A 17,743-nucleotide genomic window follows, 5' to 3' on the forward strand; every position below is an offset into this window, starting at 1 on the left:
CGATGCGACGCCTGTTTGTTACCGGCTTGATGCTCGTCGCCCTGCTCTTGGCCGGGTGCCGGGGCACCCAGTCGGACAATCCGCCCTTCCACATGAACCTGGACATGGACTTCCAGCCCAAGTTCGGGCCGCAGGAGGCAAATCCATTCTTTGAGGACCGGGCTGCCATGCGGGCGCCGGTCTCGGGCACGGTGCCACGGGGCGAGCTCCGCGACAGCTCTGTCCTCTACAAGGGCCGCACGGCGGACGGCGACTACGTGGACCAGATCCCAATTGCCGTCAACCGGAAGGTCCTGGAGCGGGGACGAGAGCGGTATGAAATTCAATGCACGGTGTGTCACGGGAAAACCGGAGACGGAAACGGGGTCATCATGCGGGGCGACTACGGGTACACCCCAGCCCCAAGCTATCACGTCGATCGACTTCGCGGGTCGCCGGACGGCTACCTCTACGACGTGATCGCGAACGGCGTGCGCAGCATGCCGGCCTACGGGCAGAAGGTGTCCGTGATGGACCGCTGGGCGATCGTTGCGTACATCCGCGCCCTCCAGCGCAGCCAAAGCGCCACCCCCGAGGACTTGCCGCCGGGTGAACGGGCCGCACTGGGCGTTCAGGACGAGAGCGGCCCGACGGCGCAGGCCAGCACGGAGTAGCGCCGGGCCCTGCGGCCCCCGGCTTCGCTGCTCCGGATCTCCGAACCACCTTTTCGAAGGGCCCTTGCGGCTCCGAACTGACGTTTCAATGCCATGCCCGACTCCATCAACCGCAGTTCCTTTTTACAGTGGCTGGTCGATCCGGTCCAGTCGACGAGCGACGTCGCGAAACAGACCTACCGGTTCGCCGGGGACCGGCGCGCCTGGATCGTGCCGATGGCGCTGGGGATCGCGCTCCTAACGATCAGCCTCCTGGGACTTTGGGAGAGTCCGGACGATTTCTTCTTCGCCTACCTGGTGGGGTGGTCGTTCCTCTTGACTACGGCCCTGGGCGGGCTCTTCTTCCTTGTGTTTAACCACCTCACGCGAGCGAACTGGAGCGTGGTCGTGAACCGCATCAATGAGGCCCTGGTGTGGGCGTTTCCGTTGCTGTTCCTGCTGGGGCTGCCGTTGTTGTTTGGGATGCACGACCTGTACCACTGGACGCACGCCGAACTCTACGACCCGAGCAGTCCCCAGTACGACGAGATCCTGGCGGGGAAGCGTGCATACCTGAACACGCCGTTCTGGTCGGCCCGAATGGTGGTATACTTTGCGGTGTGGACGTTCATTTCGTACCGCTTCTACACCCTCTCACTCCGCCAGGACGTGAGTGCGGATCCTGAGATTCCAGCGGCGCTGCGGAGCACCAGTGCCTGGGGACTTCCGCTCTTGGCCGTGACCACCGCCTTCGCGAGCTACGACATCTTGATGTCCACCGACCCCCATTGGTTTTCGACCATCTTCGGGGTCTACTTCTTCGCGGGGGGCGCCCTGGGGGCCGTCGCCGCGATCACGCTCGTCTCGCTCCTGCTCCAGCGGAGTAGCGGGGTGCTTCAAGGCGTCATCACGCCAGAGCACTACCACGACCTCGGCAAGTACCTCTTCGGCTTTGTCATCTTCTGGGCGTACATCGCGTTCAGTCAGTACATGCTGTACTGGTACGGAGGGATTCCGGAAGAGACGGTGTGGTTTCAGCATCGGCTGCAGGGGGGCTGGGCCTGGCACAGTGCCGCCCTCGTGATCTTTCATTTCCTGCTCCCGTTCCTGATCCTGCTCCCGCAGGCGACGAAACGGGCCGGGACGGTGATGGCCGTGCTGTCCGTGTGGCTGCTTGGCATGCACTGGTTTGATCTGCACTGGGTGGTGCTCCCGGTGCTTCGAGAGAGTGGGGGCTTTCACTGGCTCGACTTTACGTGCTGGTTGGGACTAACGGGAATCTTCGCCGGGGGGTTGATGTACCGCCTGGGTCGGCATCCCCTGGTGCCCCAAAACCATCCGTCCCTGCGCGACTCACTTCAGTTCGAAAACATGTAGTGGGCACGACTCGCCTCAACAGGGGGAAGGCGGAACGAACAGGCTTTTCCGGTGATTTCACCCGGTGTGGTGACCCTCTTCCGCCCCCCCTGCGTTCAGAGGGACACACTGAAATCAACCTGATACGCAATATATGGCTTCTGACGACGCCCCTTCGCCATCGCCAATCACGCCTGTCGACGCCATTTCGGCGGACGGGAGTGAGGTGACGTTCGTCTGGTCTTCCGTTGAGGGAGTCGAGGCGTATCGCCTGCAAGTGGCCGAGACGGCGCGCTTTGACGCGCCGGTTGTAGACGCCGAAGTAGGAGATCAGACGGCAGTCACGGTGGGCAACCAACTGCCCACGGATGGGGGGACGTTCTTCTGGCGGGTGCTCGTCGAGAAAGAGGGCGACTGGGGACATCCGAGTCCCGTGGAGAGCTTCGTCGCAACCACGGAGGCGGAGGCCGAGCAGGGGCGTGCCGAGGCCTCGGATGAGGAGCCCGTGACGGAGCTTGCGCGCGCCGCTCGTGAGCAGAAGATCACCACCGAAACCTTCGACTTTGAGGATCAGATCGAGAAGGAAAAAGAGCGCGGCGTCGCGTACGAAGGGGTCGCCGCGACCCAAATTATGGGCGTTTCGGCCTCCATCATCACCGTCATCCTTATCGCCATCGCCATTCTCTTCGGCTGGTTCGGACAGGTGAGCCAGAGCGAGGAGCAGGCGGCCGCCGAGCGGATGCAGTACCGCGACATCAAGGAGGCGGAGATGGACGCCGCGCAAGAGCTGCAGCAGTACGAGGTTGTAGACGAGGAGGAAGGCACCTACCGGATTCCGATCGACCGCGCCATGGACCTCATCGCGACGGAAGAGTACCAGAAGCGACAGCCTTCGGAATAGAAGAACTGGACAACGGCATGGGACTTGATGGTCACGTTCGTGTGGCCGTAGAGAGACTCACCGATTGCTCCTTATAATGAGACAGCAATTCGTCTCCACCAACGATTGATCACGACATGGGTGATTTTTGGCTTCCCGAGGCGGCGTCCACCGCGGCGTCGTCCGTCGACAGTCTCTTCAACTTCGTAACCGTCGTCAGCACGGTTCTACTCGTAGGGGTTGTGGGGGCGATGCTCTGGTTCATGTACCGGTATCGCCGACAGGATCCTGCCGAGCGTCCCAGTCCCGTCAAGGAGAGCAAGCTGCTCGAAATCTCCTGGATTGTGATTCCCACGATCCTCGTCCTACTCGTTTTCAACTGGGGGTTCAAGTCGTTCGTGGCGCAGAAGACGATCCCGGACAACGCGTACGAGGTTCAGGTTCAGGCCCGGTCCTGGGGATGGTCGTTCGAGTACCCAAACGGCGTTACGACGGACACCCTGTACGTGCCGGCCGACGAGCCGGTGAAGACCACCATGAGCAGCCAGGACGTGATCCACAGCTTCTACGTCCCGGCGTTTCGGGTAAAGCAGGACGTGTTGCCCAACCGCTACACATCGGTGTGGTTTGAGGCAACCCAGAAGGGGACGTACGACCTGTTCTGCACCGAGTACTGTGGCCGAAACCACTCCGAGATGGACGCAGAGGTGAAGGTCGTCTCGCGCACCCGGTTTGACGAGTGGTTGGAAAGCGCCGAGATGCCGGACGACATTCCGTTGCCGAAGTTGGGTGAGAAGCTTTACACGCAGCAGGGCTGTCAGGGATGTCACAGCCTGGACGGCTCCGAGATGGTCGGGCCTTCCTGGAAGGGGCTCTACGGGAAGAAAGACCACCAAATGGCCGATGGGTCGATGGTAACGGCCGACGCGAATTACCTTCGGGAGTCCATCCTGCAGTCGGGGGCGAAGGTGGTGGAGGGATACCAGAATGTGATGCCCTCGTACGCCAATCTCTCGGAGCGTGAGCTATCCGGCCTTGTTGAGTTTATCAAGACGAAAAGCGACAAAGAACTATCCGAAGAGTAGCGGTGAGAGCCTGTTGGGGGACGTCGGGCCCCGATGATGCCTTCCTGCCGTGCACGCCTGTCACACACCAGATCGAGACGCTATGAGCACGACCACACGAAACGCCCCGGTCGAACAGGGAGAGCCCCACGAGGAGGAGACCAACTACCTCAACCACGAGACGAGCATTTGGTCGTGGCTGTCGACCAAGGACCACAAGCGCATTGGGGTTCTCTACTGCGTTTCCCTCGCCGTGGTCTTCCTTGCGGCAGGGGTGCTGGCGCTTCTCATGCGGGCCGAGCTATCGGGCCCCGATCAAACCCTGATGGCCAACGACACCTACAACCAGGTGTTTACGATGCACGGCATCCTGATGGTTTTCCTCTTCCTGGTGCCGTCTATCCCGGCGATTCTGGGCAACTTCGTGTTGCCCCTCCAAATTGGGGCGAAGGACGTGGCCTTCCCTCGGCTCAACCTCGCCTCCTGGTACGTCTATCTGGCTGGGGCGGCCCTCACGATCACGGCCCTGCTGACGGGCGGGGTGGACACCGGATGGACGTTCTACACGCCGTACTCTTCATCCACGGGCGGCGGGGTGCTCTGGATGACGGCGGCCATCTTCGTCGCCGGCTTCGCCAGCATCTTCACGGGGCTGAACTTCATCGTAACGATCCACAAGATGCGGGCGCCGGGCATGACATGGAACCGGCTGCCCCTCTTCGTCTGGGGAATGTACGCCACGAGCATCGTGCAGGTGCTCGCCACGCCCGTTATCGGCATCACGATGACGCTCCTCATTCTGGAGCAGACGCTTCAGATCGGCATCTTTGACCCGGCGCTCGGGGGAGATCCGGTGCTGTTTCAGCACTTCTTCTGGTTCTACAGCCACCCGGCGGTCTACATCATGATTCTGCCGGCCTTCGGCATCCTGTCGGAGCTGATCGCGACTTTCTCCCGCTCGCGAATCTTTGGGTACCGGGCCATCGCCCTCTCGTCGGTCGCGATTGCGATGCTCGGCTTTCTGGTCTGGGGCCACCACATGTTCGTGAGCGGCCAGTCCGCCATCTCGTCCATCGTCTTCTCGCTCATCACCTACCTCATCGGGATTCCGTCCGGCATCAAGGTCTTCAACTGGGTGGCCACCTTATACAAGGGCTCCATCTGGCTCCAGACCCCGATGCTGTACGCATTGGGCTTCCTGTTCATGTTCACGATCGGGGGCTTCACAGGAATCATGGTGGGCGTGCTCTCGGTGGACGTGCACCTGCACGATACCTACTACGTCGTGGGGCACTTCCACTACGTGATGATGGGCGGGTCCGTGGTCGCTCTCCTGGGAGGGATGCACTACTGGTGGCCGAAGATTACGGGCCGCATGTACAACGAGACGCTCGGCAAAATCGGGGCTGCCCTCGTCTTCATTGGGTTCAACCTCACCTTCTTCCCGCAGTTGGTGCTGGGCTCGCGCGGGATGCCCCGCCGCTACGCAAACTACGCGGACCGCTTCGCGGGGCTGCACCAGCTCTCGACCTACGGGTCCTGGGTGCTGGGGGCGGGCCTCTTCCTGATCCTGGGGTACGCCCTCTGGTCGCTCGCGTACGGGGAGAAGGCCCCGGCCAACCCCTGGGGCGCGACCACGCTCGAGTGGACCAATACCGCGGCCGTCCCGATCCATCACAACTTTGAGCGGACCCCCCTCGTGACGCGAGGGCCGTACGACTTCCACCTCGCCGATGAGGTGTTTGGGGGCGGGGACGGGAAGGCCCTCGGCAACGACGTGCCTCAGATTCCCGAACCGGCGCCCTCGGCCCCGTCCGAGAAAGACACCGCGGAATCGGCCAGTGCGTAGGCAGCGGCTCCACTCCTTGTCTCACGAGATCTCCTGACCCATGGCAACGGAAACAGCCCCGGCCCCTACCGAGACGGAGGCCGAGCACGACGACCATCATCCGGATCACCTGGAGCATCACTTTGTCTCGTCGGAGCAGCAGTTCGACTCGGCGAAGCTTGGGATGTGGGTGTTTCTCATCACCGAGGTGCTTCTCTTCAGCGGCATGTTCGTCGCATACGCCGTCTTCCGACAGTGGAACCCGGAGGTGTTCGTGGCGGCCAGCGGGACGCTGAACCAAATGATGGGGGCGCTCAACACCGTCGTGCTCCTAACTTCGTCCCTGACGGTCGCCCTGTCCATCCACGCCATCAAACAGGACAAGGTGAAACAGTGCATCTACTACCTACTGGGGACGCTCGGGCTGGCGGGCGGATTCATGGTGGTCAAGTACTTCGAGTACATGGCGAAGTTTGAGCATGGGGTCTTCCCCGGTGCGGCGTTCGACCCGCACGGGGCCCACTACGAACACCTGGCGGAGATGACCGCGGCGCCCCAATTCTTCAGTATCTATTTTGTCATGACGGGCATCCACGGGGTGCACGTGATCGTCGGAATGCTCGTCATTGGCGTGCTTGCGGTCATGGCCTGGCGTGGCTCATTCAGTAGCGAGTGGTACACGCCCGTGGAACTCACGGGCCTCTACTGGCACCTCGTCGACATCGTCTGGATCTTTCTGTTCCCGCTGCTCTACCTCATCTAGAGGGGGCGATGCACGCCCGCGGTCGCCACGCTGATTCCATCGAGTTTTCCCGAAGCCTGTCTCGTATCCATGGCGCACGACGGCCCACACATCGTTCCCAAGTCCATCCTGCTAAGGGTGTTTGGGGCGCTCATCGTCTTGACCGGCCTGACGGTAGGAGTTGCCTACGTCCCCCTTGGGCCCCTGACCGTTCCCGTGGCCCTCGGGCTTGCGGGGACGAAGGCCACGCTCGTGGTGCTCTTCTTTATGCACCTGAAGTACGACAACCCGGTCAACGCCCTAACCTTTACCATCGGGACGATCTTCGTCGTCGTGTTCGTCACCATCACGCTTCTGGATACGGCGTTCCGGGGCGACCTGGGGAACGTGACCGCCCAGACAGTGCAAGAGATCCAGGCCGAAGAAGAGCGCGCTCAGCAACGCCAGGACGCGATTCCATCGGACTCGCTGCGGATTGCCCCGTCGGACTATCCGGATCAGAACCGAGGGGCGAGCATGCAGTCCGACGGCGGCTCGTAGGTGCGGCATCGCCCGTTCCAAGGCGAAACATGTGACACGAGGAACACGAACTTCTTCGGCCCACTGAGGTATCAGAAAGTGGTGACCCGAGAAAAGGGGATGATCCGCTGAGGCTTCGGTTTCGTTTTGATTACACGGGGCTGCCGCCGCTGCCCATGGCTGTCTTGTTCGCTGGACTTGTTGGGGTCACGTTCTTTGCGCTGCTGGTGTGGGCCGGCACCATGGTGTACCGGCTTTACAACCCCGAACACCCTCGTCCCTTCGATGAGCATCCTGTCGTTCAGCGAGAGCGAGCCACCGCGGAGGGAAACCGTGTGTCGGTAGGAGTCCGTGAGATCCGAGCCGATCGCCGCCGGGCATGCCGGGACGGAGAGGACCACCGCGAGTACGTCTGGGGGCGATCAGAAGACATCCCAGATGCCTGGCGCGAAGATTTGTGGACCCGCCGCAATTGAACCAGTTGAGGTGGAAGCGCTACGATTCGGAAGAGTCGGCGTCCACGTGTCGCTGTAGGAACGCAGCCACGGCCCGGTGGGCATCCCGTCGATCCGCGGTCGAACCGGCCTCCTCGTCGGCCCGGCCGGTAATGCCCTTCGCAATGTGGCACGAAGTCCCATGCTGGGCGGCCACGTACGCCACGGCGTATCCGGTTGCGTCTCGCATGTCCGCGATGCGCTCCCAGTAGCTCGGCTCGTCTGCGCCCTCGCGCACATGGTCCTGAGAGACGAGCGTGGCTTCGGTGTCCAGGTCGAAGGGGCATTCGAGCGGCATGCGAGGATAGTCCGGGGCCTCCAACTCCACGCGGTCGCCTTCCAGAACGAACGATGCGCCCACCACGGCTCCGACCTCGAGCTCGTCGGTGAGTGCGACGGCCCCGCCCGCATGCACGAGCGTGTCGACGTCGTGCTCGTGGAGAAGCCGCTCGGTTCCGAGGGTAGCTTTGATTTTGCCGGGGCCAACCACGGTAGCGACCAGCGACTCGGTTTGTAGATGCGTGCCTTCTTCCAGCCCCCCGAGCCGGTCTCCGGCGTACTGCTCAACGAAAGGAGTGGCCTCATTAGGTGTGGAAAATATAACTCCGAGCATCGAACACCCCGGGTTTTTGAAGGTATGACGGATGGTGTTTTGATAACACCTGCTCATAAACAAACAAATCCGTAAACGAATATCACGGATCGCATGAAGGTTACCGAGCATTTTGATCGCGCATCGGAGCCACCGATTTCCTACGAGATTATTCCTCCCAAGCGAGGTGGGTCGGCGGACCAAATTTTGGGGGTCGTGGAGGAGCTGATGCCCTACGACCCGCCGTTCATCGACGTCACCAGTCACTCGGCGGAGGTGGAGTACAAGCAGAAGGACGACGGAACCTGGACGCGTTGCGTGAAGCGGAAGCGGCCCGGAACGATTGGCCTCTGTGCCGCAATCGAGGCGCGCTTCGATATCGATACCGTTCCGCACATCCTCTGCAAGGGGTTCACGCGGGAGGAGACGGAAGACGCCCTCATTGAGCTCAACTACCTCGGCGTCGAAAATGTGCTGGCCATTCGGGGAGACGACAACGGCTACGAGAAGTCCATTTCCGACGACCGGTCGCGCAACGAGTACGCGGTCGATCTCGTGCAGCAGGTCCAGGACATGAACGGGGGGACGTACCTGGAGGACCTCATGGACGCCGAGCCGACAGATTTCTGTGTGGGCGTGGGGGGCTATCCGGAATCCCACTTCGAAGCTCCGAACCTAGCCTGGGACATCATGCGGCTCAAGGAGCAGGTGGACGCCGGGGCCGACTACATCGTGACGCAGATGTTCTTCGACAACGAGTACTTCTTCAATTTCGTCGACAAGTGCCGGGAGGTAGGAATCGAGGTGCCCATCGTGCCCGGACTGAAGATCCTGAAACGGAAGCGCCACCTGCGTCTCCTGCCAAAGTACTTCCACACAGAGATTCCGGAAGAGCTTGCCGCGGAGGTCGACGCGGCCGATCCCGATGACGTGGAACGGATAGGTGTCAACTGGGCGATCCGCCAGGCCCAAGAACTGATGGAGGCCGGGGTTCCCGGGATCCACTTCTACATTATGTCCAGTGCGGACACGGTCAAGAAGGTCGTGGAGCCCATGCACGAAGAGATGGCGTGAACGAGTCCACGGGGGGCGAGGGCCCGGAAATAAAAAACGGGCTCAGCAGCCGGAGACCGGTGCCGAGCCCGTCGGGGGAGTGCTCTTATCGGTGAGCGTCCTTGTCTTTACTGCGGAGCTTGGCCTTGTATTTTTCAAGCTGTCGGCGCAGGTGATCGACGCACAGGTTGATTGCCTCCTCGTGGCTGCTCGCCGCGTCCTCGGCCGAGAGACGCTTCTGATACACGTCGATGTTGATGGAGGCGGTCTTGTTTTCGGCGGGGGAGTTGTCCTTCCCAAGGATGACGTGCGCGCCGGTGATCCCGTCGTAGAACTGCTCCAGCTTGGCGGTGCGGTCCCGGGCGTACTCCCGGACGCGATCGCTCACGTCGACATGACGGGTCGTGACTTGGGTCTGAAAAGCCATAAGGCGGTCCCTCTGTTGTGAGTGAGTAGACGAGGCAGCTCCCCGCCGCTTCCCTCTGTGCCTGAGGGGACATTTTCACATTCTAGGACGCGGGAAATGGTTCCACGAGCACGATGGATGCTGGGTCACGAGACGCCCCCGAATGACGCCCCCCCACGGGCCCTATCAGGAGGAGGGTGCCGACAGCACGGCATCCAGGTACTGGTCCTCCTTCTCGCGCATTTTGGCCTGTCCCGACGGCTGTGCGTCGTCGTACCCGATGAGGTGCAGAAGGCCGTGTACAACGTATCGGTAGGCCTCCCGCTCAAACGATGTGTCGAACTCATCGTGGCGCTCGGCCGCCGTGTCCAAATCCACGTACACCTCTCCTTCAACCCCCTCTTCTGAGTCCTCGGAGGGAGCAGGTCCTTCTCGGAGTGAGAAGGAGAGCACGTCCGTATCGTAGTCGTGGTCGAGGTACGACTGATTCAGGCGGCGAACCGTGTCGTGATCGGTGAGCACTAGGCTCAAGTGGGCCAGTGACGCTTCTTCCGCGTCCACCACATGACGGATCACGTGCCGGAGAAGCTCCGCGTCGAGTTCACGGGAGGGGTGGTCCTGCTCAATCGAAAGAGGTTCCGGGTATTCGGGGGGCACGGCGCCGGATGACAAGAATGGAGGGAACGCGCGATGGGATTACCACGACGAATCCGAAGAGGATTCGCTGCCGGACGGTGACGGGTCGACGGTGGCGGTAGGATCGACATCCGCGGGCGTGAGTTCCGGCTCGCTGTCGGCGTCCGCAGAAGAGGCCTCCTCGTCGTCCAGGGGGGATACCTCCAGGGCGTGAAGGCCCTTCGGGCCATCGTTCATCTCGAAGCGAACGTGCTGGTCACTCTTTAGGGTTTTGAAATCGTCGTCCGACTGAATATTCGAGTAGTGGACAAAGACGTCCTCACCATCGCCGGGATGATGGATGAATCCGTACCCTTTGTTGGCGTCGAACCACTTGACCGTACTTGTCTTCATAATATCGATTCAATCACAGTGACTGGATCGTCCTGAAAGATGCGTCCACGCGGGGGAAGAAGTTATCCGGAGAACTACCGGTGCACACGAGGTCCCCGGGCGGATATCTAAGGTGGTGTGAGATGAATCCCAGAAAGATCAGGAAACGGCCACACGCAACATCACGCGCGTGGTACCTTGCGAAATGCAGCAAGGTATGATGCGACGTGATAACTGCCGCTAAATATAGTTTGGGTCGGTCCCTCTGTCAAGGGAAAGAAAAATTCCGTGGACGTGCACAGCATCCACAGAAGATATTGCCTCTAGGCCTGTAGCCGAATCCGCCCCCCACGGACGGCTTCGATATCAGTGGTGGGGACAGCGCTAAGTGTCCGGTCCGTAGGGGGGCGGGGAAGAAGTAGAGACGCCGACGCCTCCCGGCGCCTACTCATTCGAGGGGGAGGAGGGCTGCTGAGGCGGGGTGCTCGGTGGAGCGCCTGGCATGGCAGGCATCTGGGACGGCTCTCGTGCCGAGTCGCTGGCGAGGCCGTACGCATCACGCACCCGAGCGGGGACCTGAAACGACGCGTCGGCCAGCACCTGTTCGAGTTTCTGATCGAAGGACTGAACGGCATCGGCCTGGTTGGCCTTGAGGTATGAAGACCGAACCCGCCCCGCGTACTGGAGAGCCCGGCTGAACCGGCGGCGCGAGCTTGCCGACCGAAGTTGAGCGAGCACCATGGGCTCGGCGTCGGCCAGAAGGTCAGCCACCTTGTCGGTTCTGCCCAGGCTCTGATAGGCTTGGGCGGTAAAGAAGAGCGTCTGCATGTCGGCCGGAATCGTGGAAAATGGAACGGCCTCCGTGAAGTCCGTCAGAAGCCGTTCGGCGGTCTCCGAGTGGCCCTTCTGGCCCAACTGCTCGGCCGTGTGGGAGTAGTGCAGACGATATCCGTCGACCATCCGCCGTGCGTTCTCGTTGTAGTAGACGGTTGAGTCACTGAGGTTGGTGAACCGAAAGTTCGACATGCGCTCGTCGGTGAGTCCCGGAATGACCCGCCCGAGGGGCTTGTTGTGCCTGATAGGCAGCACGCGGTAGGACTGCCCTTCCAGCTGAAAGTAGTTGCTGAGGTTGAGCTGGCCGGAGCGGGCCACCGTCACGGCAAAGTGCAGGGGCCGGGTCCACCCGTTTTGCGCGTTGGTCCGCAGCATGTCGTAGGTGACCACGTCGGCGGTCTGCAGGATGCGCGTGTCCTGTCGGAACGGGCGTCCCTTCAACTCCCACGTCATCGGGCTTTCGAGGCGCGAGGCGGCGGCCGAGTCGGGCAGGTAGGCGGAAAGTTCGGACTGGAGGGCGTCGGTGTCCACCGGTAGCTTCATCTGTTTGGGCTTCCAGCGCTGGTAGCCCAACTGGTCGATCCGGTCCTCCGACAGAGAGATGGGCAGGGGCTCCGATTCGTAGGCGGCCTCGTTCTTGAGCTGGCGCACGTACCACTTCGTGTTCAGCAGCGACAGGTTCACCACCCGTACGTCCTTCCGCACCCCCTCGACGGTCTGCAGGTACCACAGCGGGTAGGTATCGTTGTCGCCGTTGGTGAACAGAATGCCGTTCTCCTCGACGCTGGTCAGCATGTTGTGCGCGTAGTCGCGCGGCACGTAGTTCTCGGAGCGGTCGTGGTCCCCGTAGTTCTCCAGCGTCATCCAGCCGGGCACGGCCATAAAGATGAGGAGTCCGACCCCGAGGGCGGGCATCAGCCGGGCGACCCCTGAGAGCGAGTCGCGGACGGACTCGTAGGCCATCTGCATCAGCCCCCCCGCCCCAATCCCGATCCACAGGCTAAAGGCGAAGAAGCTTCCGACGTACGAGTAGTGCCGCTCACGCGGCTGCATCGGCGTCTGGTTCAGGTAGATAATGATGCCGATGCCCGTAATAAAGAACAGCACGAAGACGCTAAAGGCCCGTCGCCAGTCGCGGCCGAAGTGGTAGAAGGCGCCGAACAGCCCCAGCAGGAGCGGCAGGGCGAAGTATACGTTCCGCGACTCTTTCTCACTCGGCGTCTCCAAAGATTGAGTGTTGGCGTGCTGGTCGAGCCCAGGAATGCCTGTGATCCAGGGAGCGCCCTGCACGTCGCTCGCGCGCCCCGAGAAGTTCCAGAGGAAGTACCGGACGTACATGTATCCCACCTGGTAATCGAGGAAGAACTCCAGGTCGGAGTCGTAGCGCTCGTAGACGTTCCAGTGTTTGGGGTCTACGGAGTGGCGCCGGGGAAAGAGCGTCGATTCGCCGTCGCGTCGGCTGACTTGGCCGCTTTCGTCGTCGAACGTCACGCCCTGCAGAAGCGGCGTGTTGCCGTACTGCTCCCGCTCCAGGTAGGAGATGAACTTCTCGATGGTGTCCGGGTCGTTCATGTCGATCGGCGGATCAGTCGCGCTCCGCACGAAGACGAGTGCGTACGACGCGTAGCCGATGAAGATAACCGTGACGCACATGAAGGCCAGGTTCGCCAGGGGCATCCGCCGCCGGTGGGTCGTGTATACGCCGTAGGCGAAGATGAGGGCCAGCACAGTCGCCGTGAGGAACGGCGCCCCGACGGAGGCGAAAAGGCTGGGCAGTCCCACGATCAGGCCCGGGTAGACGGCGAAGAACAGGACGGAAGCGACAGCCCCAGCCCCTACGATGCGGAGCCAGCGCTGGCGGGAGGTCCAGTGCTCGCGGTCAAACTCCGTAAAGAAGACGATGAAGGCGACGAAGAAGAACGCCAGCAGGCTCAAGAGATGGACCCCGGTGGCCATGCCGAAGAGGAAGGCGATAACGACGAGGTAGCGGTTGGCGTTGAGCTGGAATGGCTGTCGGCTGCCGCCGCGCCGCGCCTCCTCGGCGCGGGCCGCGCCGCTCCACCGCAGTACGAGCCACACGACCAGCGCGGTGAAGAACGTAGAGAGGGCGTAGACCTCGGCGATCCCCGCGTTGAACCAGAAGGAGTCGCTCACCGAAAAGGCCACGGCCCCGACGACCCCGCTGGCGAGGGAGATGGCGTAGGGGCCGGTGTCCAGCTCGCTCCGGTCGCCCTGCCATCGCCGCACGAGGCGGACGATGACAAGGTGCGCGAGCAGGACCGTCCCGGCGCTGGCCAGAACCGAGAGCAGGTTGACCGCCAAGGCGACCGTTTCCTGCGACGGGGCCAGCATGGAGAAAAGCCGGCCCAGCAGCAGATAAAACGGCGCTCCCGGCGGGTGCATCACCTGAAGGGTGTAGACACTCGCGATGCGCTCCCCGGGGTCCCAAAACGAGACAGTTGGCGCAACGGTCGCCACGTACAGGCCGAGCGCCCAGAGAAAGACGAGCCCGGCAGTAAGACGGTCGATCCTCTTCCGATTCATCCTAACGGGAAGGCATTGGTGTCGAGAAACGCGAGAATATTGAGAAGCGGGGGAGAGGGACCCACGGCCGAGCGCTACCAGTCCGCGCTCGTCGCGTCGAGGAGTCGTTGAACAGTCTCCATCTCCATTTCGCCGTAGTTCATGGCGAAGGCGAGCTCCCCATTGCTATGGAAAATCCAGGTAGAGGGGATCCAGGTGACGGGAAGCCCAAGAAAAGAGTATCGACGGTTGGCCTCCTCATCGCTGGGGCCGAGGTCTGGCTGGGTGACCTCGACGACCCGACCCGGAAGGTTGTAGTCGTTCAACGTCGCGGTTCCGCTCTTGTCGTCGTTCCACACAGTGACGAACGTGAACGTGACGTTCGGGTTGTCGGCGACGAGGCCGGCCCAGCCGTTGCCCAGCTCGTTCCGGGAGTTGGAACACCAGGGGGCCCAGAAGTGGACCACGTGGAGGCCGTCCTTTTCAATACGATCCTGCACGAAAGACTCCGCCTCCGTCGCGGGAGACACCGACACGGCGGGGCGTGGCTCGGTGACGGCGGCCCGCGTGGTCGGCATGGCGGACGAGTCGGTACGCCCGTTTGTGGACGCGGTAGACGAGGACGAGCTAGCCATTTCCAGTTGGCCGACTGTACACTCCTCCGACTCCTCCTGGGCATGGGCGGGGGCGACCGCCACGAGGGCAAGACTCAGGAGAACGAGGACAGACGATCTCACGGGAGAATCAAAACCGGTACATGAGGGTGTCGAGAACGGAGAGCGGGGCCTCGGGGAGACGTCCGGGACAGGTGATTGGGTGGTTAACGGAATCAGGACGCCCCGTCGACGACAACAACGCACTCGCCCCGCACTTTCTTATACTCTGCAAAATACGACCGCACTTCTTCGAGCGTTCCTCGTTCGACTTCTTCGTATTTTTTTGTGAGCTCCCGGCCCACGGCGGCCATGCGATCGCCCCCAAAGTACTCGGTGAGATCCCTGAGGGTGCGCAGCAGCCGGTGGGGCGACTCGTAGAGGACTATGGTGCGCGGCTCGTCGGACAGCGTTTTCAGGCGGGTCTGGCGCCCCTGCTTCTTGGGCAGGAAGCCCTCAAAGACAAAGCGGTGGCTGGGAAGGGCGCTGGCGGTGAGCGCCGGGACGAGGGCCGTGGGGCCGGGGAGGGCCTGCACCTCGATGTCCTCCTCCCAGCAGGCGCGGGCAATGTAGAAGCCCGGGTCCGAGATGCCCGGCGAGCCGGCGTCGCTGATGAGGGCGACGTCGTGCCCGACACGCATGCGAGCAAGCAGCTCGGGCGTCTTGTCGCGCTCGTTGTGTTCGTGGTAACTCGTGGTGGGGGTGTCCACGTCGTGGTGGTCCAGAAGGTGGCCGGAGGTCCGGGTGTCCTCACAGGCAATCAGGTCCACCGCCCGAAGCACCTGGAGGGCACGCAACGTGATGTCGTCCAGGTTTCCGATTGGGGTGGGCACCAGGTAGAGCATGGGCGGGGGGAGTGGGGATGAGAGAGAGCACCGCGTCGCGAGAGGGCCTACGACCGCAGCGAGCGCAGCCAGTCCCACAGGCGCCGGCGCAGCGGCGGGGTGGCACCGAGGTCGAGGACGACGTACAGGATCAGCCAGAGGCCCGCGCCGGACATGAGGACATTGGCGATCCACATGCCCAGCCACGGCGGGAAGAAGCCCCGCTCGGCCAGCTTCTCGCCCTGCACGAGCGTGATCCAGTAAAACATAAAGATCCCGAGCGCGACGGCCCCAATCGTGGCGAGCCCGCCCCGACGCAGCGCAAGGCCCAGCGGCGCCCCCACAACCATGAAGATGAGACAGGCCAGGGCGATCGAGAACTTTTTGTAGAACTCGACCTGGTAGCTCCGAATGCGCTGGGTCTGCCACTTCGTGTCCCGCCGGATGTTCTGAATGGCGGACTGCGCAGACCGTGCGCTCTGAACCGCCGGCGACACCACCGAGCGACGCAGGTCGGTGTCGAGGTCGGCGAGGGCCAGATAGGACGCCGAATGTGATGGGGCAACGGGGGGCGGGGCTGACGTGTCCGCGGCGGCCGAATCAGAGATTGACGGGGATAGTTCGCCCTGCGTCCGCTCGTAGAGGGTCTGGTACCTCGAGTCTCGCTTCCCCTTCAGGGAATCGAGCGTTTCGAGCAGCTGTGGGGTGCGCATGGTGCGGGTGGAGCGGGAAACCTTCCCCGATTCCGACCGCCGGAAGACGGCATTCGAGAGGGTAAACTGGATGCGGTGGCGGTCAAACGTGAGGCGCTCGTACCGCTCCGAGCGGTTGTTCGCATCTGCGGGCAGGGGCCGGTGCATCTCCCCGTCCCGTAGAGTGAGGGTGAGGCGCGCCCCCCCGTCCTCCGACTCAATGACGCCCCGTTCGGCCTTGATGACTGCCTGTTGGTCCCGTCCCTGGGTGTAGTCGTAGATGGTCACGTCAATCAGTTCGTTGGTGCCCGGCGGACGGTCCTGAACCAGAATGCTGTAGTCCTCCATGTCCTCGTAGAAGATGCCCGGCCGGAGCTCAAAGCCGGGGCGCTTGCCCCGGATGTCGCTCCAGAGCTGACGAGCCCGGTGGTTGGCCTCCGGCAGCATGACGTTGTTGAAATAGAGCATGCCCCCCATGAGGAGGGCGGCCACCACGAGCGTCGGCCACACGATCTGGCCGAAAGAGATGCCGGTGCTCTTGATGACAGTATAGTACTGCGACTCGGCCAGCTCCCCAAATGCCATCAGTGCGGCCAGCAGCACCGACATCGGCACCGCCAGCACCACCATGTACGCCAGGTTGTAAGCAATCAACTCAATAATTACGAGGGGTGGAATCCCCTTTCCCGCAATCTCGGGCAGCCACCGAATCAAAAACTGCATCAGCAGCAGAAACATGAGCGTGCCGAGCCACCCGAAGAAGGGGCCCGGCAGCCGACGCAGTATGATCCAGTGAAGGCGGCGCAGCATGCAGATGTACCGTCGTGGAAGTCCTCGTCTAGAGAAGCGTACAAACGCCCGGCGCAAATTGCATGTTCGGGGGTGGCCCTCGATGGGTCTTGGCTGGAAGCCGTTGGATCTTCAGGGGGCGGTAGGAATTGAGGACACTTGCTCAGTTTTCCTCCAACATCTCCCCGCAATCCGGATGCAGGTCGAGCCGTTTACGTTTAGCTCCTTTATGACGAACGCCTATCTCTGCCACGATCAAGGAGAGGCGGTGCTCGTCGACGCGAGCTGTGAGACCGAGGCCGAATGCGACCAGGTGATGACCCTCATCGAAGAACAGGGCCTTGACGTGCGGCACTTGCTCCTCACCCATGCGCATGTGGACCACATCTTCGGGTGCACGTTCTTTGAGGAGAAATTCGGGCAGCGCTTCAAGGCGCACGAGGCCGCGGTGCCGTTCATCGAGCGGGCGGAGGAGCAGGCTACGGCGTTCGGGGTGGAGGTCGAGCCGCCGTCCGTGCCCACGACTCACCTCGCGGATGGGGACACCATCTCGTTCGGCGACGCCACCCTTGAGGTCCTACACACGCCGGGCCATTCCCCCGACTCGATCTCCTTTATCCACGGTCCGAGTCGACAGGCCCTTACGGGCGACGTCCTGTTCCAAAACTCGATCGGCCGCACCCAGGGCCTTCCGGAAACGTCCCGCGCGCAGCTTCTAAACTCAATCACCGAGAAGCTGCTCCCCCTCGGCGACGATGTCACGATCTACCCTGGTCACGGCCCCTCGACGACCATCGGCCAGGAGCGTGCGCAGAATCCCTTCGTGCAGGAAGCCCTCCGGGCATAGTCGACGT

The 17,743-nt window shown here is 62.3% G+C and carries 18 protein-coding genes; 10 read left to right on the forward strand and 8 right to left on the reverse strand.

The genetic code is table 11. From position 1 onward, the window contains the following. Nucleotides 1–2 precede the first annotated feature (2 nt). From OJB03_RS06735 to OJB03_RS06770, 8 genes are all read left to right on the forward strand, one after another. Entirely contained in the window at nt 3–653 is a 651-nt protein-coding gene (locus tag OJB03_RS06735) for a c-type cytochrome (protein WP_263786134.1), read from the forward strand. Between the two features lie 93 nt (nt 654–746). Further along, nucleotides 747–2,009 (forward strand): hypothetical protein, encoded by a 1,263-nt coding sequence (locus OJB03_RS06740; protein ID WP_263786135.1) that lies wholly within the window; start codon nt 747–749, stop codon nt 2,007–2,009. A gap of 133 nt (nt 2,010–2,142) precedes the next feature. Further along, nucleotides 2,143–2,889 (forward strand): hypothetical protein, encoded by a 747-nt coding sequence (locus OJB03_RS06745; protein WP_263786136.1) that lies wholly within the window; start codon nt 2,143–2,145, stop codon nt 2,887–2,889. A gap of 116 nt (nt 2,890–3,005) precedes the next feature. Then, a complete protein-coding gene (gene coxB / locus OJB03_RS06750; RefSeq protein ID WP_263786137.1) occupies nt 3,006–3,953 on the forward strand; it encodes a cytochrome c oxidase subunit II in 948 nt (315 codons plus the stop codon). Nucleotides 3,954–4,035: 82 nt separating this feature from the next. Further along, nucleotides 4,036–5,781, forward strand: a complete 1,746-nt coding sequence (ctaD, locus tag OJB03_RS06755; protein ID WP_263786138.1) for a cytochrome c oxidase subunit I — start codon at nt 4,036–4,038, stop codon at nt 5,779–5,781. A gap of 40 nt (nt 5,782–5,821) precedes the next feature. Further along, nucleotides 5,822–6,523 (forward strand): cytochrome c oxidase subunit 3 family protein, encoded by a 702-nt coding sequence (locus OJB03_RS06760; RefSeq protein WP_263786139.1) that lies wholly within the window; start codon nt 5,822–5,824, stop codon nt 6,521–6,523. A gap of 69 nt (nt 6,524–6,592) precedes the next feature. After that, nucleotides 6,593–7,042, forward strand: coding sequence for a cytochrome C oxidase subunit IV family protein (locus OJB03_RS06765; protein ID WP_263786140.1), 450 nt, complete (start codon nt 6,593–6,595; stop codon nt 7,040–7,042). A gap of 155 nt (nt 7,043–7,197) precedes the next feature. Beyond that, nucleotides 7,198–7,497, forward strand: coding sequence for a hypothetical protein (locus OJB03_RS06770; protein ID WP_263786141.1), 300 nt, complete (start codon nt 7,198–7,200; stop codon nt 7,495–7,497). A 19-nt stretch (nt 7,498–7,516) separates the two neighbouring features. On the opposite strand, the gene OJB03_RS06775 is transcribed toward OJB03_RS06770, so the two are convergent. Next, complete coding sequence (locus OJB03_RS06775; RefSeq protein ID WP_263786142.1) at nt 7,517–8,128, reverse strand: nucleoside phosphorylase-I family protein; 612 nt, start codon at nt 8,126–8,128, stop codon at nt 7,517–7,519. 93 nt (nt 8,129–8,221) lie between these two features. Between OJB03_RS06775 and metF the strand changes: the two genes are divergently transcribed. Further along, nucleotides 8,222–9,181, forward strand: a complete 960-nt coding sequence (gene metF, locus OJB03_RS06780) for a methylenetetrahydrofolate reductase [NAD(P)H] (protein WP_263786143.1) — start codon at nt 8,222–8,224, stop codon at nt 9,179–9,181. 85 nt (nt 9,182–9,266) lie between these two features. On the opposite strand, the gene hpf is transcribed toward metF, so the two are convergent. From hpf to OJB03_RS06815, 7 genes are all read right to left on the reverse strand, one after another. After that, nucleotides 9,267–9,587, reverse strand: coding sequence for a ribosome hibernation-promoting factor, HPF/YfiA family (gene hpf / locus OJB03_RS06785; RefSeq protein ID WP_263786144.1), 321 nt, complete (start codon nt 9,585–9,587; stop codon nt 9,267–9,269). A 165-nt stretch (nt 9,588–9,752) separates the two neighbouring features. Then, a complete protein-coding gene (ybeY, locus tag OJB03_RS06790; RefSeq protein ID WP_263786145.1) occupies nt 9,753–10,223 on the reverse strand; it encodes an rRNA maturation RNase YbeY in 471 nt (156 codons plus the stop codon). Nucleotides 10,224–10,262: 39 nt separating this feature from the next. Further along, a complete protein-coding gene (locus OJB03_RS15740; RefSeq protein WP_272507193.1) occupies nt 10,263–10,595 on the reverse strand; it encodes a cold-shock protein in 333 nt (110 codons plus the stop codon). A 423-nt stretch (nt 10,596–11,018) separates the two neighbouring features. Then, nucleotides 11,019–13,952: a glycosyltransferase family 117 protein gene (locus OJB03_RS06800; protein ID WP_263786146.1), complete on the reverse strand. Its 2,934-nt coding sequence runs from the start codon at nt 13,950–13,952 to the stop codon at nt 11,019–11,021. Nucleotides 13,953–14,026: 74 nt separating this feature from the next. Beyond that, complete coding sequence (locus tag OJB03_RS06805) at nt 14,027–14,668, reverse strand: TlpA family protein disulfide reductase (protein ID WP_263786147.1); 642 nt, start codon at nt 14,666–14,668, stop codon at nt 14,027–14,029. Between the two features lie 92 nt (nt 14,669–14,760). After that, nucleotides 14,761–15,429 (reverse strand): 16S rRNA (cytidine(1402)-2'-O)-methyltransferase, encoded by a 669-nt coding sequence (gene rsmI / locus OJB03_RS06810; protein ID WP_263786148.1) that lies wholly within the window; start codon nt 15,427–15,429, stop codon nt 14,761–14,763. A gap of 47 nt (nt 15,430–15,476) precedes the next feature. Next, nucleotides 15,477–16,910, reverse strand: coding sequence for an LptF/LptG family permease (locus tag OJB03_RS06815; protein ID WP_263786149.1), 1,434 nt, complete (start codon nt 16,908–16,910; stop codon nt 15,477–15,479). Between the two features lie 175 nt (nt 16,911–17,085). On the opposite strand from OJB03_RS06815, the gene OJB03_RS06820 reads away from it, so the two are divergent. Further along, nucleotides 17,086–17,736 carry an MBL fold metallo-hydrolase gene (locus OJB03_RS06820; RefSeq protein ID WP_263786150.1) on the forward strand — a complete coding sequence of 217 codons (651 nt, stop codon included), beginning with the start codon at nt 17,086–17,088 and terminating at the stop codon, nt 17,734–17,736. Nucleotides 17,737–17,743: the final 7 nt, after the last annotated feature.

This window comes from Salinibacter grassmerensis, from assembly GCF_947077765.1.
Lineage (GTDB): Bacteria > Bacteroidota > Rhodothermia > Rhodothermales > Salinibacteraceae > Salinibacter > Salinibacter grassmerensis.

What these genes read in the sequence shown, in the direction of transcription:
- OJB03_RS06775 (WP_263786142.1), bottom strand. Translation starts at nt 8,128, where the DNA reads ATGCTCGGAGTTATATTTTCCACACCTAATGAGGCCACTCCTTTCGTT.
- OJB03_RS06820 (WP_263786150.1), top strand. Translation starts at nt 17,086, where the DNA reads ATGCAGGTCGAGCCGTTTACGTTTAGCTCCTTTATGACGAACGCCTAT.
- coxB (WP_263786137.1), top strand. Translation starts at nt 3,006, where the DNA reads ATGGGTGATTTTTGGCTTCCCGAGGCGGCGTCCACCGCGGCGTCGTCC.
- OJB03_RS06735 (WP_263786134.1), top strand. Translation starts at nt 3, where the DNA reads ATGCGACGCCTGTTTGTTACCGGCTTGATGCTCGTCGCCCTGCTCTTG.
- OJB03_RS06760 (WP_263786139.1), top strand. Translation starts at nt 5,822, where the DNA reads ATGGCAACGGAAACAGCCCCGGCCCCTACCGAGACGGAGGCCGAGCAC.
- OJB03_RS06800 (WP_263786146.1), bottom strand. Translation starts at nt 13,952, where the DNA reads ATGAATCGGAAGAGGATCGACCGTCTTACTGCCGGGCTCGTCTTTCTC.
- ctaD (WP_263786138.1), top strand. Translation starts at nt 4,036, where the DNA reads ATGAGCACGACCACACGAAACGCCCCGGTCGAACAGGGAGAGCCCCAC.
- OJB03_RS06765 (WP_263786140.1), top strand. Translation starts at nt 6,593, where the DNA reads ATGGCGCACGACGGCCCACACATCGTTCCCAAGTCCATCCTGCTAAGG.
- metF (WP_263786143.1), top strand. Translation starts at nt 8,222, where the DNA reads ATGAAGGTTACCGAGCATTTTGATCGCGCATCGGAGCCACCGATTTCC.
- rsmI (WP_263786148.1), bottom strand. Translation starts at nt 15,429, where the DNA reads ATGCTCTACCTGGTGCCCACCCCAATCGGAAACCTGGACGACATCACG.
- OJB03_RS06745 (WP_263786136.1), top strand. Translation starts at nt 2,143, where the DNA reads ATGGCTTCTGACGACGCCCCTTCGCCATCGCCAATCACGCCTGTCGAC.
- OJB03_RS15740 (WP_272507193.1), bottom strand. Translation starts at nt 10,595, where the DNA reads ATGAAGACAAGTACGGTCAAGTGGTTCGACGCCAACAAAGGGTACGGA.
- OJB03_RS06770 (WP_263786141.1), top strand. Translation starts at nt 7,198, where the DNA reads ATGGCTGTCTTGTTCGCTGGACTTGTTGGGGTCACGTTCTTTGCGCTG.
- hpf (WP_263786144.1), bottom strand. Translation starts at nt 9,587, where the DNA reads ATGGCTTTTCAGACCCAAGTCACGACCCGTCATGTCGACGTGAGCGAT.
- OJB03_RS06815 (WP_263786149.1), bottom strand. Translation starts at nt 16,910, where the DNA reads ATGCTGCGCCGCCTTCACTGGATCATACTGCGTCGGCTGCCGGGCCCC.
- OJB03_RS06740 (WP_263786135.1), top strand. Translation starts at nt 747, where the DNA reads ATGCCCGACTCCATCAACCGCAGTTCCTTTTTACAGTGGCTGGTCGAT.